We start from the raw sequence: 24,748 nt of genomic DNA on the forward strand, positions 1-24,748 counted from the left end.
AGTCGCAAGCCACCGAATTGACATCCGGCAGTCCCACGGACAGGCCCCGTGGATCGGCAGAGGAGATCGTCATGGCAAGCAGCAACCGCGCCGTCACCTTCCAGAACCCGAAAGACATGCGCGTTGAGTCCCTGGACTTCCCGAAGCTCCAGATGCCGAACGGGAAGAAGGCTCCGCACGGAGTCATCCTCAGGATCGTCGCCACCAACATCTGCGGGAGCGACCTGCACATATACCGCGGGTCCTTCCCGGTCCCCCAGGGCATGGTGATGGGGCATGAGATGACCGGTGAGGTCGTCGAAATCGGCCCCGACGTCGAGTTCCTCAGTGAGGGCGACCTCGTCTCCGTCCCGTTCAACGTCGCCTGCGGCCGATGCCGCAACTGCAGGGCGCGCCGGACCGACGTCTGCGAGACCACGAACCCCGAGGTGTCCTGCGGAGCGTACGGCTTCAACCTGGGCGACTGGGCCGGCGGACAAGCCGAGTACCTGTTCGTCCCGTACGCCGACTTCCAGCTCCTGCGCTTCCCGGACCGGGACCAGGCCATGGCGAAGATCCGTGACCTGGCGCTGCTCTCGGACATCCTGCCCACCGCCTTCCACGGTCTCATGGAGGCCGGTGCCAAGCCGGGCTCGACCGTGTACCTCGCCGGCGCCGGCCCGGTCGGCCGCTGCGGCGCGGCGGCGGCGCGCCTCCTCGGGGCGTCCTGCATCATCGTCGGCGACTACCACAAGGACCGCCTGGAGCTGGTGAAGAAGAACGGCTGCGAGACGATCGACCTGAGCCAGGACGCAGCGCTCACCGACCAGATCGAGGCCATCCTGGGCGAACCCATGGTCGACTGCGCAGTCGACTACGTCGGCACCGAGGCACACGGCATCGGCCGCGAGGCCGAGGACATGGACCCGGCCTACGCCCTCAACCAGGTGATCGACGCCACTCGCGCCGGCGGAGCCACCGGAGTCATCGGCGTCTACGGCGCCGACCCGCTCGCCGGGTCGAAGGCCGAGCAAGAGGGAACGTACCCGATCGACTTCGGCAAGGCCTGGATCAAGTCGCCGCGGATCGCCGCCGGGCAGGCACCGATCATGCACTACAACCGCGAGCTGATGATGGCGATCCTGTGGGACCGCATGCCCTACCTGAGCGCGATGCTCAACACGAAGGTGATCAGCCTCGACGACGCCCCCGACGCCTACGCGACCTTCGACACGGGAGTGGCCGAGAAGTTCATCATCGATCCCCACGGCCTCATTCCCGCCTGAGGCCCGCGACCCAACCCGTACGCGCGGCTCCGTGATTCTGGGACTCGCGTACGGGTTTCCCGTCCCTTGACGCCCAGGATGCCTGAAAGCCGCAGGCTTCGCCTGCGGCTTCTGCAATCAGTGCAAGTCGGGCCGGGGGTGGGCGGTTCTTCTTCTCACCACACGGGGGGAGCACCCATCACACGCCTGCCGCAGGTCCGCTCACCGACTGCCCCTCACCGGCCGACGCCCCTCCGGGCCCGCGGCACGGACCAGGTTGCCCGTCTGCTCGCGGTGCTCGTGCACCAGGTGGATCGACATCGCACCCTCACCGGCCGCCGCGGCCACCCGCTTGACCGAACCGCTTCTGACGTCGCCGGCGGCGAAGACGCCGGGAAGGGTGGTCTCCAATGGCAACGGACCACGGCCGAGAACAGCCCACCGGGCCGGATCGGCCAACGGCTGGGCGTCGGCGCCGGTGAGGACGAAGCCCTTCTCGTCCAGAGCCAGCACATCCCTGAGCCATTCCGTGCGCGGCCGGGCTCCGATGAACACGAACAGCGCCGCGGCTTGCAGTTCTCGCCGTCGGCCGCTCGTGTTGTCCTCCACCAGCAGAGCTTCCAGCTTTTCCGACCCGAAGACGCGTCGGACCTCGGTGTGCAGCAGTACCTCGATCTTCGGGTGCCGTTCCACTTGGTCGACGAGGTAGCGCGACATGTCCGCGTTGAGGTCGTCGCCCCGGACGAGGAGCTGGACCCTGGACGCGTGGTTCGCGAGGAACAGCGCCGCCTGTCCGGCGGAGTTCCCGCCGCCGACCACCGCGACCGGATCGGCCCGGCAGAGGCCGGCCTCGTGGACGGTCGCCGCGTAGTAGACACTGATGCCCTCCAGACGGTCGATGCCGGGCACCTCGAGTCTGCGGTACCAGACGCCCGAAGCGAGCACCACGGCGTTCGCACGAGCCCTCGACCCGTCGGCGAAGGTGACGACGTACTCGTCGTTCTGAGGAGTGAGCCCGGTGACCTTGGCGGGCACCATGAGGCGGGCGTCGAACTTGCGGGCCTGGAGCACCGCGCGTTCGATGAGTTCGCCCCCGGAGATGCCCGACGGGAAGCCGAGGTAGTTCTCGATGCGGGACGAGGTACCGGCCTGGCCACCGGTGGCCACAGCGTCGACGACGGCGGTGGTGAGGCCGTCGGAGGCGCCGTACACGGCGGCGGCGAGTCCCGCGGGGCCCGCACCGACCACCATCACGTCGTACCGCCCTGTCTCCGGCGAAGGAGCGGGCAGCCCGATGATCCGGGCGAGTTCGGCGTTGCTCGGGTTGCGCAGCACCTGGTCGCCCTTCCAGAGGACCACCGGAGTCTCCTCGGGGCGGATCGCGAACCGACGCAGCAGCGCCTCCGCTTCCCTGTCCTTCTCCAGATCCACCCAGCGGTGGGGCAGCCTGTTGCGGGCGGCGAACTCACGCAGCCGCAACGTGTCCGGTGAATAGCACGATCCCAGGATCCGGAAGCCCGCACCGAGGCCGATGAGCAGATGTCTGCGGCCCAGGTATGCGCGGAGAATCAGGTCACCGAGGACGGGATCGCGGCCGACCAGGGCGCGTTGCCGGTCCACCGGTACGGCGAGGATCTCGCCCGGCTCACGCACCACGGCGGTGTCGAAGGCCGCCTGGCCCTCCAGCAATCCGAGTTCGCCCAGGAAGCGGCCGGGTCCGTGGACCGCCACCGTGCGCTCCTCGGGTCCGCCGTGGTCGTGGACGATCTCGACGGTCCCGCTGAGGATCGCGAGGAACTCCCGGAACGGCTCACCCTCGCGGTACAGCACCTCGTTCTCGGCCGTCCTGCGGCGCTCCCCGTGCGGGGTCAGGACCTGGAGCTGCTCCGGTGAGAGGCGCGGGAACGCCCCGTACTGGTCCGGTGTCTCGCGGGGGCCACCCTGCCCGTGCTCGGCGCTGCTCATCAGACCATCGCCTCGTGGACGTAGCACCAGCGCCAATTCTCCCCGGGCTCGAAGGACTGCACGACGGGGTGACCGACGCCGGCCGCGTGGCGGCTGGCGTGCTTGAGGGGCGAGGAGTCGCAGCAGCCGACGTGCCCGCAGGTGAGGCAGAGCCGCAGGTGCACCCACGGGGAGTGGACCCTGAGGCACTCCTCGCATCCTTCCGGGGTACGCGGACTCACGGGACGCACCATCGCCAGGTGCGGGTCGGGGATCGTAACCATGAGGGGGTGCTCCTTCCTGGACAGGGGCCGCTTCGCAGCTGTGCGCGGCAGCGCGCCGAGCGTCTACGGCAGCACGGAGGCCAGTGACTTCGGCAGTCCGGACTTGAGGTGGTTCCACTCGCCTTCGCTCACGTGGCGTTCCAGAACCTCCAGCACGGTGTGCACGACTCGTTCGACGCCACCGTCGACCGCGTAGGGAAACTCGTCCCGCACGCGCTGGAGGAACTCCTCGCCGCTGAGTTTCACCGGTGTCTCGGACGGCTTCCAGCCGTCGTAGTAGACGCCTCGGATCAAAGTGGGCAGCTGCGCCCCGAAGTGCGCGGCCCCGTCGACGGAGAGGCGGTCCCGTAGCCGGTGCAGGACGGCGCGCAGTGCGGCGTACGACTGCTTACGGCGCTCTTTGGGCCAGCCGTTGGCTTCCTCGATCTCCCTGAGGAGCCGGTTCGCCTTGTCCACCATGGTGTCGAAAGAGGAAAATCCTGTCTCGGTCATGACCGGGCTCCCTTCGCTCCCGGCGGGCCGGCGGTGCCGGACCGCGGTCCCGCACCGCCGGGCTCCCGGGTCAGCGATCGCCGCTCTCGCCGCTCTCGGTGATCTGGATGTGACGGGGCTTGGCGACCTCCGCCTTGGGGACGGTGACCGTGAGTACACCGGCCGACATCTCCGCTGTGACCTTTTCGGTGTCCACCTCGCCCGGCAGCCGCAGCCGGTACTCGAAGGCACCGGTTCGGCGGGCGCGGCGGCGCAGGACGCCGCTGCGCTCCTTTTCCTTGATCTCTCCGGTGACCACCAGTTCCTGTCCGTTGGCCTCGACGTGGATGTCCTTGCTCTTGACGCCAGGAAGTTCGATCTCGACCTCGAAGGCGTCATCGGTCTCCGTGACGTCCGCGAGGGGGGTCCAGGCGGCTGCGGGCGCGGCCGCCCCGCCCACCGTCGATTCGAGCAGTCCGCTCATCTGGTTGAGCAGTTCGTCGAATTCCGTCAGTGGATTACGGGCCCACCCGAGAGGCCGCTCTGCTGTCGCGCCACCGCGGTGGCTGCGGACGGGCATGTTCATCACCGATCACCTCTGCTTTCTCGTCGGTCCGGTCGGCCTGCCATGGCCTGTTCGACCCAATCCCGGAGGACGTGCGCGGGTGCCGCGCCGGCCTGCCGGGCGACCGTCTCGCCCCGGTCCAGGACAAGCAGTGTGGGCACCGCCTGCACCTCGAACCGTTGGCTGAGCAGTGGGTTCTTGTCGACGTCGACCTTGACGAGCTTGATCCGTCCGGCAAGGTCGCGAGCCACTTGTTCGAGGGCGGGGCTGACCATGCGGCAGGGGCCGCACCAGGTCGCCCAGAGATCGACGACGACGGGCACCGTGGCCTGCTCGACGACCTCGCGGAAGTCGCCGTCGCCCGCGTCGACGATCCAGGGCAGGTACTGCTTGCAGTGACCGCACCTGGGGCGTCCCTCGGCGGTCACGGGAATCCGGTTCTCGCGCTCGCAGTGCGGGCAGGTCACCGTCGTCGTCCGGCTGGTGTTCACGCGGCCCTCGCTTCCCGGGCGGCGGCCTCCCGCTGGTCGTAGGTGACCACCAGCTCTCCGTTCTCGGTGTCCACACGGACCGTCGCGCCGTCCTGGACGTCGCCGCGCAGAAGGGCGCGCCCGACCAGTGTCTCCACCTCGTGGGAGATGTAACGCCGCAGCGGGCGCGCCCCGTACACCGGGTCGTAGCCCTGATGGGCAATCGCCTCACGCGCCTGATCGGTGAGTTCGACCTCGATGCGGCGCTCGGCGAGCCGCTGTCGCAGTTCGTCGAACTGCAGCTCCACGATCCGCTCGATCTGCCGCTCGCCGAGCGGCTTGAACAGCACGATGTCGTCCACGCGGTTGAGGAACTCCGGGCGGAAGTGCCCGCGCAGTTCGCCCATGACCAGGGCGCGGGCGTCCGGCTTGATCTCCCCCTCGGCCGTGACGCCGTCCAGGAGGTGCTCGGAGCCGATGTTGGACGTCATGATGATCACGGTGTTGCGGAAGTCGACGGTACGGCCCTGGGCGTCGGTGATGCGGCCGTCGTCGAGGACCTGCAGCAGCGTGTTGAAGACATCGGTGTGCGCCTTCTCGATCTCGTCGAACAGCACAACGGAGTACGGCTTGCGGCGTACGGCCTCGGTGAGCTGGCCGCCCTCCTCGTATCCGACGTATCCGGGCGGTGCGCCCATGAGCCGGCTGACGGTGTGCCGTTCCTGGTACTCGCTCATGTCGAGGCGGACCATGTTCTCCTCGGAGTCGAACAGAGCCCGGGCGAGGGTCTTGGCCAGCTCGGTCTTCCCCACGCCGGTGGGGCCGAGGAAGACGAACGACCCGATGGGGCGGCGCGGGTCGCGGATGCCGGAGCGGGCGCGGATGATGGCGTCGGCGACGAGCTTGACGGCCTCGTCCTGGCCGATGACGCGCTCGCGCAGGATCTCGTCGAGACGCAGCAGTTTCTCCCGTTCCCCCTCCTGGAGACGGGCGACGGGGATGCCGGTCCAGGCGGCGACGATCTCGGCGATCTCCTCCTCGGTGACGACCTCGCGCAGCAGCCGGTTCTCCCCTTGCTTGGAGGCCAGCTGCTCCTCCTCGGCGGCGAGCCGGCGCTCCAGGTCCTGGAGGCGTCCGTAGCGGAGTTCGGCGGCGCGGTTGAGGTCGTAGGCGCGTTCGGCCTCCTCCGCCTCGTGGCGGACCTGCTCCAGCTCCTCGCGCAGTTCCTGCACGCGGCGGATCGCCTGCCGTTCGGCCTCCCACTGGGCGTGCTTGGCGTCGGCCTCGCCGCGCAGGTCGGCCAGCTCCCTGCGCAGTTCCTCCAGGCGGGCTTCGCTGGCGGGGTCGGTCTCCTTGGACAGGGCTGCCTCCTCGATCTCCAGACGGGTGACCCGGCGGGTGATCTCGTCGAGTTCGGCGGGCATCGAGTCGATCTCGGTACGCAGCCGGGCGCATGCCTCGTCGACGAGGTCGATGGCCTTGTCGGGCAGGAACCGGTCGGTGATGTATCGGTGGCTCAGGGTGGCCGCGGAGACCAGCGCGGTGTCCTGGATCTTGACGCCGTGGAAGACCTCCAGGCGTTCCCGCAGTCCACGCAGGATGGAGATCGTGTCCTCGACGCTGGGTTCGTCCACCAGGACCTGCTGGAAGCGGCGTTCGAGGGCGGCGTCCTTCTCGATGTGCCGGCGGTACTCGTCGAGAGTGGTCGCGCCGATCATGTGCAGTTCGCCGCGGGCGAGCATCGGCTTGAGCATGTTGCCCGCGTCCATGGCCCCTTCGGCGGCGCCGGCGCCGACCACGGTGTGCAGTTCGTCGACGAAGAGCAGGATGTTTCCCTCGGCGGCCTTGACCTCGCTGAGCACGGCCTTCAGACGTTCCTCGAACTCACCGCGGTACTTGGCGCCCGCGACCAGGGAGCCCATGTCGAGGGCGAAGACGATCTTGTCGCGGAGTCCTTCGGGTACGTCCCCGCGGACGATGCGCTGGGCGAGGCCCTCGACGATGGCGGTCTTGCCGACGCCGGGGTCGCCGATCAGGACGGGGTTGTTCTTGGACTTGCGGCTGAGTATCTGGGTGACGCGGCGGATCTCGGAGTCCCGGCCGATGACCGGGTCGAGCCTGCCGTCCCTGGCCTCGGCCACGAGATCCCGGCCGTACTTCTCCAGCGCCTCGTAGGCCACTTCCGGGTTGGCGGAGGTGACGCGCTGGTTGCCGCGCACCTGGGTGAGCGCGCCCAGGAACGAGTCCGTCGTGATGCCGGCCCGGCCGAGCAGTCGTCCGGCGGCGGTCGAGGAGCCCTCCCCGGCCAGGGCGAGCAGGAGGTGTTCCACGGACACGTACTCGTCCTTGAGGCGCTTGGCCTCCTGTTCTGCGGTGTCGAGCAGGCCGGCGAGGCGCTGAGTGACGAAGACCTGGCCGGGCGCCGCGCCGGGACCGGTGACCCGCGGGCGGCGGGAGAGTTCGTCGCGCACGGCCTCGCGCAGTTCCTTCGGCTCGGCTCCCGCCTGCTGCAGCAACCGCGGGATCAGACCGTCCTCCTGGTCGAGAAGCGCGAGCAGCAGGTGTTCCCCGTCGACCTCGGTCTGTCCCATACGGGCGGCCGCGGTCTGGGCCTCCTGGAGGGCTTCCTGGGATTTCTGGGTGAGACGGTTCATGTCCATGGGGGTGTTTCACTCCTCGTGCCGCGGACGCGCAGGGCGGACTCGAGCAGACTGATGCGGTCGAGCAGGTCGAGCACCAGGCCGATGGCCGCGTAGTTGAGGCAGAGTCCGGCGCGCAGCCGCTGGATGCGGGCGAGTACCGCTGGGGCGGTGGGATCGAACACCAGCTGTCCCGCGGCGTCGCGTTCGGCGTCGACCAGTCCCAGGGCGACGAACCGGCGGACGAGATCGGGGTGGAGGCCCGAGCGGCGGGCCACGGCGTCCAAGGAGAGCCTCGGTGCGGGCACGAGTGCGAACCGGACGGCCGTGGAGGCGGTCACCTCGGCGGGCGTCCGGGCCGGGCGGTCGCCCAGCCCGGTCCGGACGGGGCCTGCCGCTCTCTCGGGTCGGTCTTTCATCGTGCCCTCCTGGGGTCGAAGGAAGAGGTGGCGGCGAGCTCCTCGAACAGTTCGCGCTCCCGGTCGCCGAGGGTGGACGGCACCATGACACGGACTTCGGCGTACAGGTCGCCGTCGGCACCGCGGGGATTGGGCATGCCCTCGCCGCGCAGTCGCAGCCGCCGGCCGCTGGACGAGCCCGCGGGCACCGTGACCTTGGCCGTGCCACCGCCGGGGGTGGGCACCGGCACGGTCGCGCCCAGCGCCGCCTCCCAGGGGGCCACCGGGAGCTGCACGTGCACGTCGCGGCCTTCCAGCCGGAACCGGGGATGGGGCTGGAGACGCACCCTCAGGTACAGGTCGCCTCCCGGGGCGTCGCCGCTGCCCCGGCCGCCCTCGCCGGCCAGCCGGATGCGCTGCCCGTCGGTGACGCCCGGCGGCACGTCGACGTCGTACCGCCGCGGCTGCCCGCCGGGGCCGGCGAGCGTGACGGTGCGGCGGCCGCCCCTGTACGCCTCCTCGACGGTGAGCGGCAGCTCGGCCTCCTGGTCGGCTCCCGGTACGCCGCCGGGGGCCGCGCCCGCTCCGAAGAGCGAACCGAGCAGGTCCTCGATGTCGACACCCTCCCCCGCGAAGTCGTCGCCGAAGCCGGTGGCGTACCGGGCGCGGGGGCCACCCGTGCCCGCGGTCCTGCGAGCGCGGAACCCGCCGCCCGCTCCGGCCGCGACCCGTTCGTCGAAGTCCTCGGGGATCTTGCGGAAGTCCTCGCCGAAGCGGTCGTAACGGCCGCGCGTCTTCGGATCCGAGAGGACGCTGTACGCCTCGTTGAGATCCTTGAAGCGTTCCTCCGCCCCCGGATCCTTGTTGACGTCGGGGTGGTACCTGCGGGCGAGCTTGCGGTACGCCTGCTGGATCTCGTCCTGGCTCGCGGTCCGTGACACGCCCAGCACCTCGTAGAAGTCCCGTGCCATGACCCGTCACTCCCGCTTCGCGACCGTCACGGCGGCGGGCCTGAGCTGCGTCTCACCGTCGCCGTAGCCGGGGCGCAGCACCTCGACGACGGTGCCCGGTGGGGCGTCGGGGTCCTGGACGACGCCGACCACCTCGTGCCGGGCCGGGTCGAAGGCGACGCCGGTCTCCGCGTGTCGCGGGTAGCCCAGCAGTTCGAGGACGTTCACCGCCTGGTCGCGGACCGCCCGGATGCCCTCCACGATCGCGCCGGGGGCGGCACCGGCGTGGTTCAGGGCGAGTTCGAGGTTGTCGATGACGGGGAGGAAGGCGGCGGCGGTGCGGGACCGTTCCGCCGCCCGTTCCCGCTCCAGCTCCCTGGCATGACGCTTGCGGAGGTTGTCGAGGTCGGCGAGCGCGCGCCGCCAGCGGTCTTCGAGCTCCTGGACCGCGGTCGTGTACTCGTCGTCGGCGGGCTCGGGGCGGACGGCGTCGGGTTCCGATTCGCCGTGCGCCGCTTCCGGTCCAGGCGGTGAGGGGTCCGGTCGCGGCACATCCCCGTGAGGCGGACGTTCGGCTTCCGGCGCCGGCCCGGCCGGGTCCGACGCGGCGCGGTCGGGTTCGTTCGGGTGGGTGGGCATGGCGTGCCTCAGTCCTTGTCGAACTCGGCGTCGATGACGTCGTCGTCGCCGCCACCGGCAGCGCCACCGTCCGCGGTGTCCTGGCCGTGCACGCCCCCGGCGGTGGCGCTCTGCTGGGCAGCCGTCAGTCCGGCCAGCACCTGCTGGAGTTCGGAGGTCAGCGGCCGTACGCGCTCCACGCCCGCCTCTTCCTTGACCGCCGCCCGAGCGTCGGACACGAGCATCTCGGCGCGTGCCTTCTCGTGCGCCGGGGCGGTGTCGCCCAGTTCGGCGAGGCGCTTCTCGACCTGGTAGGCGACGGCGTCCAGCTCGTTGCGGGCGTCGACGGCCTCGCGGAGTGCCTGGTCCTCGCCCTGGTTGCGCTCGGCTTCCTGGACCATCCGTTCGACCTCACTGCGGTCCAGGTTCGAACTCTCGCTGATGGTGATGCCCTGTTCCTTGCCGGTGTCCCGGTCGCGGGCCTTGACCTCGAGGATGCCGTTGGCGTCGATGTCGAAGGTGACCTCGATCTGCGGTTCGCCCCGCGGCGCCTGCCGGATGTCGGTGAGCTGGAACCGGCCCAGCACCCGGTTGTCGGCGGCCCGCTCGCGCTCGCCCTGGAGGACCACCACGTCGACGGCCGGCTGGTTGTCCTCGGCGGTGGAGAAGGTCTCGCTGCGGCGTACCGGGATGGTGGTGTTCCGTTCGATGATCTTCGTCATCACGCCGCCACGTGTCTCCACCCCGAGCGACAGGGGCGTGACGTCGAGCAGCAGGACGTCCTTGACCTCGCCCTTGAGCACCCCGGCCTGGATCGCGGCGCCCAGGGCCACGACCTCGTCGGGGTTGACGCTCATGTTGGGGTCCTTGCCGCCGGTCAGCCGGCGCACGAGCGACTGGACGGCGGGGATACGGGTGGAACCGCCGACGAGGATGACCTCGTCGATGTCGCTCTCGCCGACCTTGGCATCGGCCATGGCCTGCTGGACGGGCCCCAGGCACCGCTCCACCAGGTCGCTGGTGATCTGCTCGAACGTGGAGCGCATCACCGAGTCGGTGAGGTGCTTGGGACCCGAGGCGTCGGCGGTGATGAACGGCAGGCTGACCTGCGTCTGCGTCACCGAACTCAGCTCGGTCTTGGCCTTCTCCGCCGCCTCGAAAAGCCGCTGCAGCGCCTGCGGGTCCTTGCGCAGATCGACGCCGTTCTCCCTCTGGAAGTCGTCCGCGAGGTGATCCACCAGACGCCGGTCGAAGTCGTCACCGCCCAGGTGGCTGTCGCCGGCGGTGGACCGTACCTCCACCACGCCGTCGCCCACGTCGAGAATGCTCACGTCGAAGGTGCCGCCGCCCAGGTCGAAGACCAGCACCGTCTCGTGCTGCTTCTTGTCCATGCCGTACGCGAGGGCGGCCGCCGTCGGCTCGTTGATGATCCGCAGCACCTCCAGTCCCGCGATCCGTCCGGCATCCTTGGTGGCGGTGCGCTGCGCGTCGTTGAAGTAGGCCGGCACCGTGATGACCGCCTCCGTCACCCGCTCGCCCAGCTGCTTGGAAGCGTCGTCGGCGAGTTTGCGCAGCACCTGTGCGCTGATCTCCTCAGGCGCGTACAGCTTGTCGCCCACCTTGAAGCGGGCCGCCCCGCCGTCGCCCTCGACGACGTCGTACGCCACCGCTCTGGCCTCGTCCGAGATCTCGTCGAAGTGCCGGCCGATGAACCTCTTGGCCGAGTAGATGGTGCCTTTGGGGTTGAGAATCGCCTGGCGACGGGCCAGCTGGCCCACCAGGCGCTCACCGCTGTCCGTGAAGGCCACCACGGATGGTGTGGTGCGGTTGCCCTCGTTGTTGGGCACGACGGACGGCTCGCCGCCCTCCCACACGGCGATCACCGAGTTGGTGGTGCCCAGATCGATGCCCACTGCCTTGGCCATGAGGATCTCCTCCTGCTCTGGCGGCCCGCGCCGACTCTCCGGATCGCGTGGGTTCACTTACGACCGGAACCTCCTGGCCTGCAGGGCGGGCTCCTCGGGCATCGCCCAGCTCTTGCCGCCGGTGTGGACGGAGGTTCTCGGACACACCCCAGGGTGGTGAGACGAGAAGGAGCACGCCTGCTCCCGGCGAGTCGAGATTGCCCGCGGCCGTTCGCACCGTCGGCACAAGACGGTGCAAGTCGTGTATCTCGAATGAGTCGGCTTGTGGACGGGTACCCGTCAGCTCGTCCACCGACGGCTCGGGCGGACGGAGCCACTCATGGCCGGCAGCCGGGTGCAGGATCCGTACTCCAGCGGCCCCGACCGGGAGAACGATCTCCCACGGGGCGGCGCCGGGCTGGCTCCCGCGGCCGCCCCGGCGGCGGGCCGGCCACCATCGGCCGGCCAGTTCGACCGTGCCCTCAACGACCTGGCGGCGCTCTCCTACGCTCTGCTCGACACCCTGGACGAAGCTGAGATCCTCGGGCTGGCCATGGCCCACGTGGAGGCCGTAGGGGCCTACAGAGCCGAGGCCGGATTCGTCGAAAGGGGTGGTGATCTGTTTCCGGCTCCGGCCAACGGACGGAATCACGCCTCGGCGGTGGACCAGAGAGTGCGGGAGCTGGCCGGCCAGGACGGGCCGGTGACCGTACCCGACAGGCCCTGGGGCCGCGCCCTCGGGCTGCACGGGCTGGAGCGACTCCACGGTTACCTTGTGGTGACGTCCGATTCCGAGCCCACCGAGGCGGAACGATTCCTGCTGGCCACGCTCGTCCGGCACACCGCCGCCGCTCTCTCGCTCGCTTTTGCACACCGCCGCCTGCGTGACCAGGCGGTGGAGCTCCACCGGGTGAGGGAGGAACGCACCGCCCTTCAGCGACAGCTCATCTCGGTCGTGGCCGAGCAGCGGTACCAGCGGGCCGTTCACACGCTCATCACCGACGTCGCCGCCGCGGGCGGCGGAGAGGAAGCCGTCACGCGGGCACTCCACGGTCTCACCGGACTCCCCGCGCTGGTCGAGGACCGTTTCGGCCGGTTGAGGTCCTGGAGCGGCCCCAGCCGGCCCGACCCCTATCCGGAACCGGACCCCGTGCGTCAGGACGAGATGCTGCACGCCGTGGCACGGGAGGCCGGGCCGGTACGGATAGAGGACCGGCTGCTCACCCTGGTCCGCCCGCACGGCGAGATCCTGGGCGTGCTCGCCCTGATCGATGCCGGAGGCGAGGCAGACGAGCACACCGTGCTCGCGCTGGAACACGCCGCCACGTCACTCGCCCTTGAGCTGGCGCACCTGCGCAACCTTGCCGAAGTCGAGCTGGGACTGCGCCGCGAGCTGGCCGACGACCTCCTGGCCGGGACGGACACGGCGAGCGCCTACGCCCGGTCCGAGGCCATCGGCCACGACCTGCACCGCAGCCACTACATCGTCGTGGTGCAGTGGTCGAACCGCACGGCGGATGACTCCTTCGCGGAGACCGTGGGCCGGGCGGCCACAGCCCAGGGCATGCGCTCGCTGCTGACCCGGCGCTCCGATCACGTGGTCCTGGTCGCCGACGCCAGGCCGCGCGCCCAGGCGCTGTACGACGCGCTCGCCGTGGAGACGGGGACACATTCAGGGGTCATCGGGGTGAGCGCCCCGTGCGACTCCCCGAACAGCATTCCCCGGGGTTATCAGGAGGCGCAGCGTGCCCTGGAGGTGCGCCGTCACTCCCGTGAGGGCCACGGCACGACGTTCTTCGACGAGCTCGGCCTCTACCGCATCCTCGGCCCCGGCAACGACTACCAGCAGTTGGAGGCATTCGTCCACGAGTGGATCGGGCAGCTCATCGAGTACGACTCCCGGCACCACGCGACCATGGTGGACACCCTGACCCGGTACTTCGACTGCGGCGGCAACTACGACGAGACCGCCGCGTCCCTCGCGATCCACCGAAGCACGCTGCGCTATCGGCTGCAGCGAATCCGTGACATCAGCGGCAACGACCTCGCGAACGTCGAGGACCGGCTCAACCTCCAGGTGGCGACCCGCGTATGGAAGATCGTGCTGGGCGGATCCGGCTGACTCGGGAGACGCCGCGCTCCTCGACGCCGAAACCCTCACCCACCCCCGCGGGCGGGCGTTGATCCGTCACTCTCCGAAGCCAGAGCCGCCCGCACCCGTTGCTCCTCGCGAGCAGAGCCGACGTCCCGCTCCAAGGGTGTGCGGCTCACGGCTGTCGCGAGGTTGTCCAGGGCCTTCTTCTGCAGTTCCGCACCGCGTCGCAGGACCGGGCTGCGGTCCCCGGCGGCACCCTCCCAGGTGTCGAGCGCCTCCGCCACGCGCCCCCAGTCCGGGTTCCTGTGCTCGCGCATGTCTTCTGCCGCCTGGGCGGTATTCGCTTCCAGAGCCTCGGCGAACCTCTCCACCTCGGGGGCAGGACGACTGTCGGCCCCCGGGAGGTGGCTCTCCATGAGCATCGTCGCTCGGTCGAACCCCTTGAGCGCCTCCTGCGCCTCCTCCGCCTCGCGGGACGTCAGGCCCCTGGGACGGACGGGTTCTTGCCTCGCCTGGTCATAGGCTTCCTGCCAGGCGGCACGTGCCTCCCGGCTCGCCAGCAGGGCCCCGCGCATGTCGGCGCGATGCTCCCGGGTCGGTTCGGCGTAGCCGCGGAGCACCGCCGCCGCGTAGCGGCCGTTTGCGGCGAGCCAGTCCGCAAGCCGACTCGTGAGCCGGGGAGTCTCCCACGCGGGGAACACGACGTACGCCAGCATTGCCAGGGCCCCGCCCAGCAAGGTGAGCACCACCCGCTCCGGGACCGTCTGCTCCCACGCATGGCCCCCCATGCCGAGCAGGAAGACGACGTAGGCGGCGGTGAAGCACTGGGAATACGCGTAGCCGGTACGGAGCAGCGTGTACGACAGGGCCGCCGACACCACCGCGAGCGCGCCGAACACCTGGGCGTCCGGGCCAAGGGCCCGCACCATCCCGGTGGCGAGGGCCACGCCCGCCAGGGTCCCTGCGAGGCGGCCCACCGCACGCGCGTACGTCCGGTGGAAGTCCGGCCGCATGACCATGACCGAGGCGATGGGCGCCCAGTACCCGTGGCCCACGGGCAGCGGGGAAGCGATGAGATAACCGAGCGGGGCCACCGCCGCCAGGCGGACGGCGTGCCGGAACACGGGTGAGTCGCGGCGCAGCTCACGGCGGACCGCCCGGACGACAACAGGGAGCAGCCGGAACAAGGTCGGGCGCACCAGGAACTGAGCGCTCGCGGGGCGGGACGACGCAGGCGCCTTCTCGTGCGCGCCAACGCCCCCGGCGACCTCCAACGTCTCGGCGAGCAGCTTCACGAGCTCTTCGGCGGCCTGCCGGGCATGGCCCTCCAGCACCTCGCCCTGCCCGGCCTGCCGGGCATGGCCCTCCCGTATCTCACCCTGCCCGTTGAGGCTCAGCACGTCCGCGCTGCGGGGCGGAACCTCGGTGGAAGTGCCGCGGCGGATCGAACGCGCGGCCGTGTCCAGCACGTCGGCGGCCGCATTGAGCAGCTCCCGTACGCGGTCCCGCCCGGGCCCCTCCGCCGGGGCGCCGACGTCCGGGTCGGCGAGCGCGGCGACGACCGGCACGATGCGCTCGGCGAGGCCCCGGGGGCCGTGGAGGACGGGAGGCCGGGTGCGGGCCTGCGACGGCGTCACGGTGGCCGCGTCCCGGGCCGTCATCAGGGGCTCCGGGTCGAACGGGGCAGCCGGGTCGTCTTGCAGCCGACGGGCGTAGTCGGCCACGGCGGCCAGCGCGTCGGCGAGCGCGTCGCGATGCGCCCCCCACCGCCGGATCGGGAACAGCAGGATCAGCACGGCCTGCGCCACGCCTCCGAGCGCGATGACGCCGGCGTGTTCCAGGGCCAGCCCGACGCTCGTGGGCAGAGTGACGGTCACCAGCATGCTGCCGACCGTCGTCGCCGCGACGATCCCAGCGGTCGATCCGAGGGCCCACGCCATCCCTGCGGCAAAGGCCCATACGGCCAGCAGCGGGAGGAAAGTCGCGAGCCGCCCCGCCGCCAGGTAGCCCACGAAGGTACTCAGCGCCAGGCCCGACCCCGCGCCGAGCGCGATCACCTTGCGCGGACGCCAGGTGCGTTGGAAGGTGGCCGTACCCGCGGAGAAGGCCCCGAGGGCGGCGGACGCGGCGAACGCGGGCGAGACCAGCCACAGCGCGGGCCCGACGACCAGCGCCACCCCCGCAGCCGTGCGCAGCGCGAGCAGAGGCTCCAGCCGGGTCTCCTCGATCGTGAGCCCGGATCGCACGACCTCCCCGAAGGTCCGAAGCCACCTCACGGCGTGAGCCCGGCCGGAACGCCCTGCCGGGGCTCGACGGCTTGGTCGAGGTGGACCACCCGGGCGGGCGAGACTGCCGCAGGGCCCAAGAACGACCACCGGTCGGCGACGTATGTCCGACTCGGACCCCGGCTAGTCATCGTGGGCGCCCTGGAGCCTGTGGCGACGTTCCTGTTCGCGCTTGGAGTAGGCGGCTGCACGGATGGCCTCGTCGCTCTCCAAGCCCGATCCCAGCGCGCCCCCCACGGTGGCGACCGACGCGACGAACCAGGACAGCGTCAGGTACTCCGTGGCGTGCAGCGGGGATCGCGTCATGGAAGCGAACACCTGGTCGTTGAGGATGAACAGGGCCCACACCAAGTTGATGGCCATCAGACCCACGTAGCAGACCAGGGCCCCGATACCCACGGTCACGACCGTCGAGGCGTTGTAGAGCCTGGCCCTCTGCCTCGCCTCCGGTGAGCCTTCTGTTGATCGATGCCACAGTTCTCCGTCCACGATCAGCCAGCCGATCATGAGCCCGACGGACCCGACCATGGCGATCACGAGGCGCGGTGCGCTCAGGGCCTCGGCAAGGCTCCAGGTGGTGGAGTCGAGGGTGGCGATGGCCCCGGTGGCGAGTGCGGCGGCCAGGGCTTTCGACAAGCCCGTCACCAACCGCCACGGCCGGTTGGCGCGGACCATACCGACGAGTATCCGCAGGTAACCACGCGGTCCGCTGACGACGTACCGGAGATCGTCGGCTTCCGTCTCACCGATCGGGCCCGGATGAACAGGCTCGAGACGATCGTCTGGAGGCGGGGACGGCTGACCTAGCGGAAGTCCTTCGACCGCCGTGGTCTGGGGACCCGCCAGGCCGAGCACGGCTTCTTCGACGGCCCGCCGGGCCCTCGAATGCAGCCGCAGGCCCCCCAGCGAAGGAAGAGAGAGCAGCGCCAAGCCGTGCTCGTGATTCAGATCCACAGCGAGCCTGCGACCGTGGGTGTGCAGCGGAAGGTCGGTGAGGGCCACGACGATGTCCCAGTCCTCCGCACTCCCGCGGTCCATGATCCGGCGCATCAAGGTGGGCGGGTCCTCCGTCCCCGAGGTGAACGGCTCACTGACCACCTCTACGACGAAACGCCGCCCCTGGCCCGCCTTGTCGGCGAGCCGAGTGGAAAGTGTCCGGGCCATGCGCTGCGCGATCTCCGTCGGTGTGTACGGATCCGCCAGGAGAGCCACGACCGTAACGCCGTGAGACGACACCCGCATGACAGGAACCTCCTCGTCGGCCGCCCCGCGACCCCAAGTTCCCGCAGACGCGTCCGGGGTAACGCCGACGCCGCCTGCTCCTGCCGGCCGTACCGCCGGCCTGCGCAGGCGACAGCGCTGGGCCCCGCCCGGTGTCGTAACGGCTGGTGGGCGGGATGAACCGCGTCAGCCGGCCCCGGCTGCTGCCCACCCGGCTCTCCCGCCCCGCACATCCGTCCGACAACCCCGGCGATCGGGAGGCATGGACCTGGCAGGGCGAGACAACGAGCCTGATTCGGCCCGGCATGCGCATGCGTTCACGCGCTCCCGTCGGCCAGGCTGGCTGGACAGCCCACGGGCCGGGAATCAGCCGTCCCCCGCAGCCGGAGGTTGCGCCATGACAGTGATGTCCATCGCCAGATTCGAGAGGTTCTTTCGCGCGGCCGCAGGGCTGAACGTCGACAAGAACGATCTCAAGCGCTACAGCGACTTCGTCGACGCCAAGCTCTACGATCTGCTGACCGTCGCCCAGGCCACGGCCAAGGCCAACGGGCGCGACATCATCCGTACCTGTGACCTGCCGATCACGAAGGGCTTGCAGGAGAGCATTCACCGCTTCCGGAAGATCGATCAGGAGGTGGAGATCAAACCGATCCTGGAGCAGCTCGCCACCCATCCCGCTCTGGACCGCACGCCCGATGAGGAGACCGAGGCGGCCTATCCCGACATCGTGGGCGGCCTCAGCCTCGCCCTTGGCCAGAGCTTCAAGATCCTCCACCCCGACCTGAAGAACCCCCAGACCCAGCACTGGGACGAGGCCCGAGCCGTCTTCGACCTCCTGCTGTGAGTGGGGACCGGAACAGGCGGCGCGGGCCACGGCCGGGACTGCCCGTGGTCCTTGACCGGTACCGCCGAGGCGACGGCCTGGCGGAGCACGTTGTCCGGCTGGCGCCGTGTTGCCGTACGTGAACTCCGCCCAGGCCGGGCCTCGCCGGCCAGGGAGCGATGGGGCCGACCGCTACCGCGGGGAGTAAGCGCTGGCGGTGCTTGCCTCGGGCTGTTGCCGCCGTATCTAGGGCAGGGCCCGCCCAGCCAGGGGAAACCCCAGCTCAGGGCCACACCGAGCAGTACGGCCCGTGTGCCGCCTCGTGCGGCCGATATGAGACGTCCTGCCACTTGTGCAGGGATTGGGGCGGGAGGGCGCGGACCTGGGATTTCGCACAAGAATGTGCGTTGACCTGGGAAAACTCCTCTCGGTAGTTCTCACGGGTCAACGCCGTTTCCCAGGCTCATGTGCCCTGGATGTGCCCTCCCGGCCTCTCACCAGAGGGCGCCTTGCTCGGCTGTCGGACGGGTAGTGGGCGGCGTCGTCGCCAGGCTCACTCGCGTCTTGGCGTTGATGGCACGAGGTTCCGTCGTCACGGCGCCCGCCTCACGCAGCTGCCGGACGGTCTCGATCACCTGGGCGGGCCGGTAGACGGTTTCCAAGAGGGCGTATCGCTTGAGCTCTGGGATAGTTCGCCCGTCGGGCGTTTCAGAGATGAAGTCGTGCAGGATCCGTCGCAGCGGAGCCGTGTCCGGCTCGAAGACGAGATCAAGCATCTGCTGTTGAGTGTCTCTGGGGTCGCGGTAGCGGACGCCATAGGAAGGGTCCACCTTCCACATCGCGTCCTTCATCTTCTCCAGCCCCAGCTCGTGCTGGGTGCCGAAGATCAGGTAGAGCATCCTGCCGCCCTCATCGACCATCTCGAAGTACAGCGTGTGCGTGAAGCCGGCCTGGCGCAGCGTGTTCCGGTACTGCTCGCGCAGGAACGTGAACTTGCCCGAGGGGGACTGCTGGAAGACCCCTTGCCACTCCGGGCTCCCGAATGCTTCGTCGCCGAGCTGGCGGTGACCGTCGTGCTTCTCGGCGAACCGGGTGAGGAAGCTGGGCTCGAAGGTCACCATCACTTCGGTGCTGGGATGACGCCCCAGCTCTTGGAGCAGCGAGAAGGGGATGTCGGGCCCGCCGAAGCTGTCCAGCAGGACGAAGAGGGGCTTCCCCAACGCTCCAATGCCGCGCAGCTTCTCCAGGAGGGCCGGGTGGAAATCTCCGTGATGTACGTCGACCGCTAATCGTTTGGTGATGTCGTCCGTTTGCCGGGAGCGGACGAGCTCCATCTGGCGCTGTAACTCTTTGACGCGCCGGGCGTCCTCCTCCATGAGGATCACGCGCATACGTTTCGGGAACCTTTGCAGAGCGTCGGCGAAGACTTCGTAGGCGATGACCGGGGAGCCTGGCTCGCCCTCTTTGTAGATGCCGGCACCCGCGAAGCCTTCGGCATAAGTGATCACGTCGAGTCGTGACAGCAGAATCGGCGCCCATGCGGCCAAGTACTGCTTGAGTAAGTCATGTTTGGCCGCCGTGTGCGGATCGCGTTCCCACACGGCATCCTTCGGTACGGCCACCTTCGGTCCCCCTACTCCCGTCGGCCTCGCTGGGGAGAGGGTCACACATCGTTGCCATACGCCACCAGAGTGCGTACGGCGTCTGCTGGACTTTGGCCGTTAATGGGCTGCGACTGGCAGTCGAGGTGGCATCTCGTCCCAGGTCGCTCCGTCGAGTTCGCGTCCCCTTGACTTCGGGCTGCGGCCACCCCATTGCTTGAAGAAGAAGGGCACTCCGGCGTGGTTGCAGGCGTCGCGGATGTCCACCAGCCACTCCTCCTCTACGGGGCGATGGTGGGGCCCGGACTCGCCTCCGGCGATAACCCAGCCGATGCCGTCCAGTTGCAGACCGGTAAGCGGACCGAGAAGAGGCTCACAGGACAGGAAGCGCACAGCAGCAGGCACTTGTCGAAGGTCGTCGGCACGATCCAGGTGCTCTGCGTCTTCGACGGAGACGCCCATCCAGAGGTTTGAGGGCCAGTCGAGTTCGTCGGCAACGCGCCGCAGCCTGCGGGCCCTCTTGGTCAGTAGTTGGTAGGTGTGCTGGGGGGTCTCGGCAATCACCTGGAAGACCTGCCGGACGAAGTCCAGAGGGACCTTGGCGTGGAAGAGGTCGCTCATGGAATTGACGAAGACCATTCGTGGGGCCTTCCACTGGTGGGGAATGGCCAATGCGTCTGGGTGAGGGCTGAGGCCGAAGCCCGGGCCGGACGTCCTGGGATCCCCGTCAGTCTGGTACTTGGCGACACCCATGGCCTTGAGGCGCCTGGATAACGTCAAGGCGTAGCAGTTGTCACACCCGGGGGAGATCCGGTCGCATCCTGTGGTGGGATTCCAGGTCGCCTCGGTCCACTCGATTGTGCTGCGATCGCCCATGGGTCCCCTCCCGTAGCGGGTGGACGCTGGTCATCAGCGTCTTTCCCACCCGGCGCTTCGACTGCGCTGCCTAACGAGCGACGTGCCGAACTGACACGCGATCGATCACGCCATCCTTCCCGTCGAACGTACGTTCTGTGAAGGGGGTGTTGGGGCCGAACCTGAGCTGCCGGGGTAGTAGTCAGCAAAGCGGGACTCGGGGATGGCCACTCCCTTGGCGTGACCGGGCCGGAGGAGGAGGTACTGGCCCAGGAACGGACTCGCGATCAGTTGGTGCACGTTGCCTCCAAGTCGTCTGGCAGAAGGTGGGGCGGGTCCGTGCAGAGGTGGAGTCGGGGGAACTCCTCGGACCCGCCCCGCTCACCGGCCCCCTGTCCTTCGGTTGGCTGGCCGGTGAGGCTGGAGGGCCCCGACGCGGGGATCTATGAGGCAGTGGCCAGATCGTCGAGCAGCTCGTCGAGGCCGACGACACGGAACGACGTGAGGCGGCGAACCAGCTGCGAGGCGAGGAACGTCCCGATGTTCGGATGGCCGTACGGCAAGGGCGCATCCGGCCGTGCGATGACCTTCACACCGCCCTCGTCCCGGCCGTACAGAGTGCCGTGCACGCCGTACAGGGGTGCGCTCCTGGCCAGGAACACCGTCGGGTCGTCCTCCAGGTGCGGACAAAGCCTCGCGGCGGCACGGGTGTGCCTGCGGCACACCGGAGGTTGATTGGTGAGGATGTTCGGCCGACTTGGATCGTGATCCCGGGGGCTGGCGAGAAAGATGAAGCCGAGGGGCGTGCGGGCGGGGCCTGTGCAGACCTGGCAGGTGAGCGTCTGCATGCACACCATCTGCCGGTGGGGGTGCATCAGCTTCCACTGCGGCACACCGGAGATCCGACCTTCGGCGTCGACAGGGTTCCACCCGCACCGTGCCCAGAGCACGCCCCGCGGGTCTCGGTCCCGAGGGTCCTCGTCCGCGTAGTACAGCCGCGGGCCGGAGGAATGGCGCGTGATGACGAGGTTGTCCGGCGCCGCGTCCTCCCCTTCCCTCTGGGTGACGTACGGGACCAGGGAGAGACTCTTGTCACTCGACCCGACAGCCCGCGGGCTGTACGTGAGGCGGAGGAGCGGGAAAGTCACGGCGCCTCCGTAAGGCACTGGTGGGCCACCAGGCGTTCAATGAGTGCGTCGAGCGTCCACGCCATACGTCGGATGTGTCCGACGGCACGTCGGTGATCCGTTGGCACTTCCTCGGACCGGATGGTGCGCCCGCGCTCGACGAGGCCGGCTGTTTGCTCGTCCCTCTCGGCCGCCTTGGAGACCACGGCGAGGTGGACGAGTCGCATCAGGTGGCCGCGAAGGCGCTGCGCGTGCTCGTCGACCTCGTGTTCGGTGGGCGTGTAGTCGTCCAGGACGGCTGCCACGTCATCGAGCAGCAAGCCGTCGACATACGGGGCCCAGCACTGCACCTTCTCCAGGACCCTTCTCAAGCCGGCCTCGGTGAAGGGCGGTACGGCGGCTCGCACGGGATGGGACCAACCGGGGCGGAGGGTGGTGGCCGTCATCGCCCCGACTCCTCTGGCACAGCGAGGCGTAGCCGGTAGGTAGCTCGTACGGGGGCGGGCACGGTGATCTCCTCTACGCGAAGTCGGCGATCCGGACGGCTCTGGAGAGGGCCGGCCATCGGCTTCGAGGCTCCCGTCGCGGTAGGGGCGTTTCCACGCCGCCGATACGCCGTCTCCCCGCCGTCCGGGCGGCGGAGAAGCGTCGGGGGGACGGCGTGGAGACGCGCTGCGGACAAGCGGACCCTGTGGGGCACGCCCATTCGTACGACCGGAAGAGCGACCGCGATGCTGAACGACTCAAGCCCGGCAGTGCACAGTCCGCACATGCACTGGATGCCTCTGACCGGTCGGTGCGAGCCGCTCTCCCTGGCCCGTGACCGGGTTCGAACCGTCCTGGCCGGCGTCGTCCTCAGCGTGGACGACGCAGTGCTGGTCGTATCCGAGCTGGTGGGCAACGCAGTGCGACACACGACTGCCGGCCCTGACCGTCTGACCATCGACATCGACGGGGATCAGGTCGTCGTCGCGGTCCACGACCCGGAGCCTGACGACGGTCGGGTGCGCCTGTCGGAGACGGCTGCGGATCCGCTTGCCGAGTCCGGCCGTGGACTGTGGCTGGTGCAGACGCTGGCACGTCGGTGGTATGTGGAGACCACTGCCGTCGGCAAGGCGGTCGTTGCCGTCCTGCCGCGCGGGAAAGCAGCGATCAGCCGAGCGGCAGGCTCTTGACGACGTTCCACCGGTAGGTGCGTTCCTCGCGTCGCAGCTCCACCAACTGCACTTCCTGGACGTGCAGATCGACTGGTGCAAGGCCGCGGAGGGGGGTGACGGCCTCGATGACCGGGGCAGCGGGGCGTGGCCGGTTGTTGTAGGCCAGGCTCAGGTGGGGGCGGAACAGCGCGGTCGGCTTCCGGGGAGTCAGCTCCAGGGAAGCCATGGACTTGCTGAGGGCCGCGTGCAGCGCCAGTACCGGGCCCCAGGGCGCGACCGACAGGCGTACGGCTCCCCGAGAACCCGCGAGCGGGACCGCCCGCAGGCGGAAGGCCGCCGGGAGAAGCGGTGCCGCCGTGCTGATGACGTCATCGAGACGGCTCAGCGGCAGCGCTGCGGCGGAACCGACGCGTGTGAGCGTGATGTGCAACCCGTCGTCGGGGACCGGATCCAGGCCAAGCGGCGCGAGGTGCTGCTGACAGCGAAGAGCGAGGTCGGCCAGCGCTGGGCTGTCCGGGAAGGTGAGCATCCAGTAGTACGCCCGGGTCTGTGCCGTCCAGCCGGGTCGGTCCCAGTGATCGACCATGGTCTCCACGGCGTCGAAGGCGCCCTGGTCGTGCGCCGCAATCACCGCCGGGTCACTCAGGTCGGCCGGCGGGTGGGCAGGGAAGGCTGCGGGATCGGCGCTGAGCTGGACGTGCGGCCAAGACACCCGGCGAACTCCTCCGTGATCACCCTGCCTCAGCAGGCGGGAACTGACAGCCCCAGGCGCGGAGCTGTTCGCCATACTCGCGCACCGCCGGCCGGGACCGCCAAGGGGCTGCTCGCTCGTACAGGTCCCGGGAGCGTTGTCGCACCGAGCTGATCGGCAGCGGGCTGGCCAGAGTGATCGCCTGTTGCCCGAGGGACATGGCGTGCTCCACGTCCGGTGCTCGCTGTTGAAGCATCGCGGTGGCCACGTCGAGGCGGACCAGCGAGCGGCTCCACGCGGAGTCGGACTTCTCGACTAGGTCGTCGAGGTTCTCGGCGTCTCGCAGCACGTGCCCGGTGTCCTGCAGAGCGACACGGGCGGTCAGCGCATTGGCCAAGGTGCGGGCCCGCCCATACGGCGAGAAGGAGATGCAGGAGGTCAGACCAGGAGCCACGTCATGCTGATCGGAGAGCTCCAGAGCCCGCCCGATGGCCCGCTCGGCCTGGGCCCTGTCATCGAGCTTGCCGAGCGCCCGGGCCCGGCCGTTGACCAGCAGCCGGATGGCCTGCGGGTGGTTCGGCGCCCGGTCCACCGCAGCGGCGGCCCGCGCGTCGGCCTCGTCGTAGCGGCCTGCGTAGTACGCCGCGAAGGAGTGGGTGCCGCAGGCCCACAGCTCGGTGTCGAGATCGCCGATCGCCCGACTCAGTTCCAGCGCTTCGGCGCAGTACGCCTCAGCCAGGGGGAACGCGCCGGTGTTCACCGCCATGTAGCCGAGCAGTCCGCCGGCGCGTGCGGCGATCCGGAACAGTTCCTTGCGTGCGGCCGGAGGTTGCTGACCGGCGAGCAGGGTGTGCCCCATGCTGTGCAGGCTCTTCGTCTGCCCCCACAGGCCATCCGGCCCGTGCTTCTCGTACCGCTCGGTGATTCCCTCGATCCGGGAGGCGAGAAAGGACAGAGTGGTCTGGTCGACGTTGCCGGAGGCCAGCTGGCGGGCTCGGGCGACAATGTCCGTCGGGTCGTCGGCGGGGGCGGGCGGGCCGGGCTGGGGAGAAGGTGGAACGTCCGCAGGTAGGGGTTCCGGGGCGGACGGTGGATAGGCCGAGGGCGAAGCGAACAGGTCGCGGGCAGTCCTGCCCAGCAGCTCCTCCAGAATGCGGCACGTGTCCGGGCGGGGAAGCTGCTTCAGTTCCCCACTCATCCACCGGTCGAACTGCCGCGATGAGACCGCGACCGAGGCCAGCCGAGGGTCATCCGCCTGCTTGGCCAGGTTCTTGGCCGCGCGGAAGAATTGCACCTCGAATGCCGTGTAAGTCGTGAGGTGGCGCTCTTCGAGTAACTGCCGCAGCAGCGTGTTCCGGGGCATGGAAGACCTCCCAACACGTCGGCGGAACCAGGGGCTCCTC

At 69.6% G+C, this 24,748-nt stretch carries 22 protein-coding genes; 4 read left to right on the plus strand and 18 right to left on the minus strand.

Going from position 1 to position 24,748, the window contains the following annotated elements:
- The first annotated feature begins 71 nt into the window (after positions 1-71).
- The gene (locus EV562_RS24670; RefSeq protein ID WP_133889035.1) at positions 72-1,265 is read left to right on the plus strand and encodes an alcohol dehydrogenase catalytic domain-containing protein; all 1,194 of its coding nucleotides are present in this window, start codon (positions 72-74) and stop codon (positions 1,263-1,265) included.
- 201 nt (positions 1,266-1,466) lie between these two features.
- On the opposite strand, the gene EV562_RS24675 is transcribed toward EV562_RS24670, so the two are convergent.
- From EV562_RS24675 to dnaK, 10 genes are all read right to left on the minus strand, one after another.
- Complete coding sequence (locus tag EV562_RS24675) at positions 1,467-3,209, minus strand: cyclic nucleotide-binding domain-containing thioredoxin-disulfide reductase (protein WP_133889036.1); 1,743 nt, start codon at positions 3,207-3,209, stop codon at positions 1,467-1,469.
- Positions 3,209-3,472 (minus strand): UBP-type zinc finger domain-containing protein, encoded by a 264-nt coding sequence (locus EV562_RS24680; RefSeq protein ID WP_087808817.1) that lies wholly within the window; start codon positions 3,470-3,472, stop codon positions 3,209-3,211. Before EV562_RS24680 ends, EV562_RS24675 begins: the two co-directional genes overlap by 1 nt.
- A 63-nt stretch (positions 3,473-3,535) precedes the next feature.
- Positions 3,536-3,964: a DUF2267 domain-containing protein gene (locus tag EV562_RS24685; RefSeq protein WP_087808818.1), complete on the minus strand. Its 429-nt coding sequence runs from the start codon at positions 3,962-3,964 to the stop codon at positions 3,536-3,538.
- Between the two features lie 70 nt (positions 3,965-4,034).
- Positions 4,035-4,529 (minus strand): Hsp20/alpha crystallin family protein, encoded by a 495-nt coding sequence (locus tag EV562_RS24690; protein ID WP_087808819.1) that lies wholly within the window; start codon positions 4,527-4,529, stop codon positions 4,035-4,037.
- The gene (trxA, locus tag EV562_RS24695) at positions 4,529-4,999 is read right to left on the minus strand and encodes a thioredoxin (RefSeq protein WP_133889037.1); all 471 of its coding nucleotides are present in this window, start codon (positions 4,997-4,999) and stop codon (positions 4,529-4,531) included. Before trxA ends, EV562_RS24690 begins: the two co-directional genes overlap by 1 nt.
- Positions 4,996-7,638, minus strand: a complete 2,643-nt coding sequence (clpB, locus tag EV562_RS24700) for an ATP-dependent chaperone ClpB (protein ID WP_133889038.1) — start codon at positions 7,636-7,638, stop codon at positions 4,996-4,998. The genes trxA and clpB overlap by 4 nt, the downstream gene beginning before the upstream one ends.
- On the minus strand, positions 7,629-8,036 hold the full coding sequence (locus EV562_RS24705; RefSeq protein ID WP_133889039.1) for a chaperone modulator CbpM: 408 nt from the start codon (positions 8,034-8,036) through the stop codon (positions 7,629-7,631). The genes clpB and EV562_RS24705 overlap by 10 nt, the downstream gene beginning before the upstream one ends.
- The gene (locus EV562_RS24710; RefSeq protein WP_133889040.1) at positions 8,033-8,986 is read right to left on the minus strand and encodes a J domain-containing protein; all 954 of its coding nucleotides are present in this window, start codon (positions 8,984-8,986) and stop codon (positions 8,033-8,035) included. The genes EV562_RS24705 and EV562_RS24710 overlap by 4 nt, the downstream gene beginning before the upstream one ends.
- Before the next feature lie 6 nt (positions 8,987-8,992).
- Positions 8,993-9,604, minus strand: a complete 612-nt coding sequence (locus EV562_RS24715; protein WP_133889041.1) for a nucleotide exchange factor GrpE — start codon at positions 9,602-9,604, stop codon at positions 8,993-8,995.
- An 8-nt stretch (positions 9,605-9,612) separates the two neighbouring features.
- On the minus strand, positions 9,613-11,508 hold the full coding sequence (gene dnaK / locus EV562_RS24720) for a molecular chaperone DnaK (RefSeq protein ID WP_133889042.1): 1,896 nt from the start codon (positions 11,506-11,508) through the stop codon (positions 9,613-9,615).
- A 319-nt stretch (positions 11,509-11,827) separates the two neighbouring features.
- Here dnaK and EV562_RS24725 point away from each other — a divergent pair, with 319 nt between their 5' ends.
- Positions 11,828-13,609, plus strand: coding sequence for a helix-turn-helix domain-containing protein (locus tag EV562_RS24725; RefSeq protein WP_133889043.1), 1,782 nt, complete (start codon positions 11,828-11,830; stop codon positions 13,607-13,609).
- A gap of 35 nt (positions 13,610-13,644) precedes the next feature.
- Here EV562_RS24725 and EV562_RS24730 read toward each other — a convergent pair whose 3' ends face one another.
- Both EV562_RS24730 and EV562_RS24735 read right to left on the minus strand, forming a co-directional pair.
- Positions 13,645-15,858 (minus strand): FUSC family protein, encoded by a 2,214-nt coding sequence (locus tag EV562_RS24730; RefSeq protein ID WP_133889044.1) that lies wholly within the window; start codon positions 15,856-15,858, stop codon positions 13,645-13,647.
- 132 nt (positions 15,859-15,990) lie between these two features.
- A complete protein-coding gene (locus EV562_RS24735; protein WP_133889045.1) occupies positions 15,991-17,109 on the minus strand; it encodes a hypothetical protein in 1,119 nt (372 codons plus the stop codon).
- Positions 17,110-17,485: 376 nt separating this feature from the next.
- On the opposite strand from EV562_RS24735, the gene EV562_RS24740 reads away from it, so the two are divergent.
- Positions 17,486-17,935 carry a DUF1931 family protein gene (locus tag EV562_RS24740; protein WP_087808829.1) on the plus strand — a complete coding sequence of 150 codons (450 nt, stop codon included), beginning with the start codon at positions 17,486-17,488 and terminating at the stop codon, positions 17,933-17,935.
- A 473-nt stretch (positions 17,936-18,408) separates the two neighbouring features.
- On the opposite strand, the gene EV562_RS24745 is transcribed toward EV562_RS24740, so the two are convergent.
- The 4 genes from EV562_RS24745 to EV562_RS24760 form a co-directional block, all read right to left on the minus strand.
- Positions 18,409-19,536, minus strand: coding sequence for a three-Cys-motif partner protein TcmP (locus tag EV562_RS24745; protein WP_133889046.1), 1,128 nt, complete (start codon positions 19,534-19,536; stop codon positions 18,409-18,411).
- 99 nt (positions 19,537-19,635) lie between these two features.
- On the minus strand, positions 19,636-20,391 hold the full coding sequence (locus EV562_RS24750) for a phage Gp37/Gp68 family protein (RefSeq protein WP_133889047.1): 756 nt from the start codon (positions 20,389-20,391) through the stop codon (positions 19,636-19,638).
- Between the two features lie 422 nt (positions 20,392-20,813).
- The gene (locus tag EV562_RS24755; RefSeq protein WP_133889048.1) at positions 20,814-21,518 is read right to left on the minus strand and encodes a hypothetical protein; all 705 of its coding nucleotides are present in this window, start codon (positions 21,516-21,518) and stop codon (positions 20,814-20,816) included.
- Complete coding sequence (locus tag EV562_RS24760; RefSeq protein WP_243860147.1) at positions 21,515-21,943, minus strand: DUF6415 family natural product biosynthesis protein; 429 nt, start codon at positions 21,941-21,943, stop codon at positions 21,515-21,517. The genes EV562_RS24755 and EV562_RS24760 overlap by 4 nt, the downstream gene beginning before the upstream one ends.
- Before the next feature lie 324 nt (positions 21,944-22,267).
- Here EV562_RS24760 and EV562_RS24765 point away from each other — a divergent pair, with 324 nt between their 5' ends.
- A complete protein-coding gene (locus EV562_RS24765) occupies positions 22,268-22,672 on the plus strand; it encodes an ATP-binding protein (protein ID WP_166661972.1) in 405 nt (134 codons plus the stop codon).
- Here EV562_RS24765 and EV562_RS24770 read toward each other — a convergent pair.
- Positions 22,650-23,366: a 2'-5' RNA ligase family protein gene (locus EV562_RS24770; RefSeq protein WP_133889050.1), complete on the minus strand. Its 717-nt coding sequence runs from the start codon at positions 23,364-23,366 to the stop codon at positions 22,650-22,652. The genes EV562_RS24765 and EV562_RS24770 overlap by 23 nt on opposite strands.
- Positions 23,367-23,385: 19 nt before the next feature.
- Positions 23,386-24,708: a hypothetical protein gene (locus EV562_RS24775; RefSeq protein ID WP_133889051.1), complete on the minus strand. Its 1,323-nt coding sequence runs from the start codon at positions 24,706-24,708 to the stop codon at positions 23,386-23,388.
- Positions 24,709-24,748: the final 40 nt, after the last annotated feature.

The organism is Streptomyces sp. BK208, from assembly GCF_004364245.1.
GTDB lineage: Bacteria > Actinomycetota > Actinomycetes > Streptomycetales > Streptomycetaceae > Streptomyces.

Bases quoted from the DNA above. Each gene is read 5' to 3' on its own strand.
- EV562_RS24725 (WP_133889043.1), top strand. From the start codon at position 11,828: ATGGCCGGCAGCCGGGTGCAGGATCCGTACTCCAGCGGCCCCGACCGG.
- EV562_RS24680 (WP_087808817.1), bottom strand. From the start codon at position 3,472: ATGGTTACGATCCCCGACCCGCACCTGGCGATGGTGCGTCCCGTGAGT.
- dnaK (WP_133889042.1), bottom strand. From the start codon at position 11,508: ATGGCCAAGGCAGTGGGCATCGATCTGGGCACCACCAACTCGGTGATC.
- EV562_RS24765 (WP_166661972.1), top strand. From the start codon at position 22,268: ATGCACTGGATGCCTCTGACCGGTCGGTGCGAGCCGCTCTCCCTGGCC.
- EV562_RS24685 (WP_087808818.1), bottom strand. From the start codon at position 3,964: ATGACCGAGACAGGATTTTCCTCTTTCGACACCATGGTGGACAAGGCG.
- EV562_RS24705 (WP_133889039.1), bottom strand. From the start codon at position 8,036: ATGAAAGACCGACCCGAGAGAGCGGCAGGCCCCGTCCGGACCGGGCTG.
- EV562_RS24715 (WP_133889041.1), bottom strand. From the start codon at position 9,604: ATGCCCACCCACCCGAACGAACCCGACCGCGCCGCGTCGGACCCGGCC.
- EV562_RS24670 (WP_133889035.1), top strand. From the start codon at position 72: ATGGCAAGCAGCAACCGCGCCGTCACCTTCCAGAACCCGAAAGACATG.
- EV562_RS24735 (WP_133889045.1), bottom strand. From the start codon at position 17,109: ATGCGGGTGTCGTCTCACGGCGTTACGGTCGTGGCTCTCCTGGCGGAT.
- EV562_RS24740 (WP_087808829.1), top strand. From the start codon at position 17,486: ATGACAGTGATGTCCATCGCCAGATTCGAGAGGTTCTTTCGCGCGGCC.
- EV562_RS24710 (WP_133889040.1), bottom strand. From the start codon at position 8,986: ATGGCACGGGACTTCTACGAGGTGCTGGGCGTGTCACGGACCGCGAGC.
- EV562_RS24690 (WP_087808819.1), bottom strand. From the start codon at position 4,529: ATGAACATGCCCGTCCGCAGCCACCGCGGTGGCGCGACAGCAGAGCGG.
- EV562_RS24760 (WP_243860147.1), bottom strand. From the start codon at position 21,943: ATGACGGCCACCACCCTCCGCCCCGGTTGGTCCCATCCCGTGCGAGCC.
- clpB (WP_133889038.1), bottom strand. From the start codon at position 7,638: ATGGACATGAACCGTCTCACCCAGAAATCCCAGGAAGCCCTCCAGGAG.
- EV562_RS24675 (WP_133889036.1), bottom strand. From the start codon at position 3,209: ATGAGCAGCGCCGAGCACGGGCAGGGTGGCCCCCGCGAGACACCGGAC.
- EV562_RS24775 (WP_133889051.1), bottom strand. From the start codon at position 24,708: ATGCCCCGGAACACGCTGCTGCGGCAGTTACTCGAAGAGCGCCACCTC.
- EV562_RS24750 (WP_133889047.1), bottom strand. From the start codon at position 20,391: ATGGGCGATCGCAGCACAATCGAGTGGACCGAGGCGACCTGGAATCCC.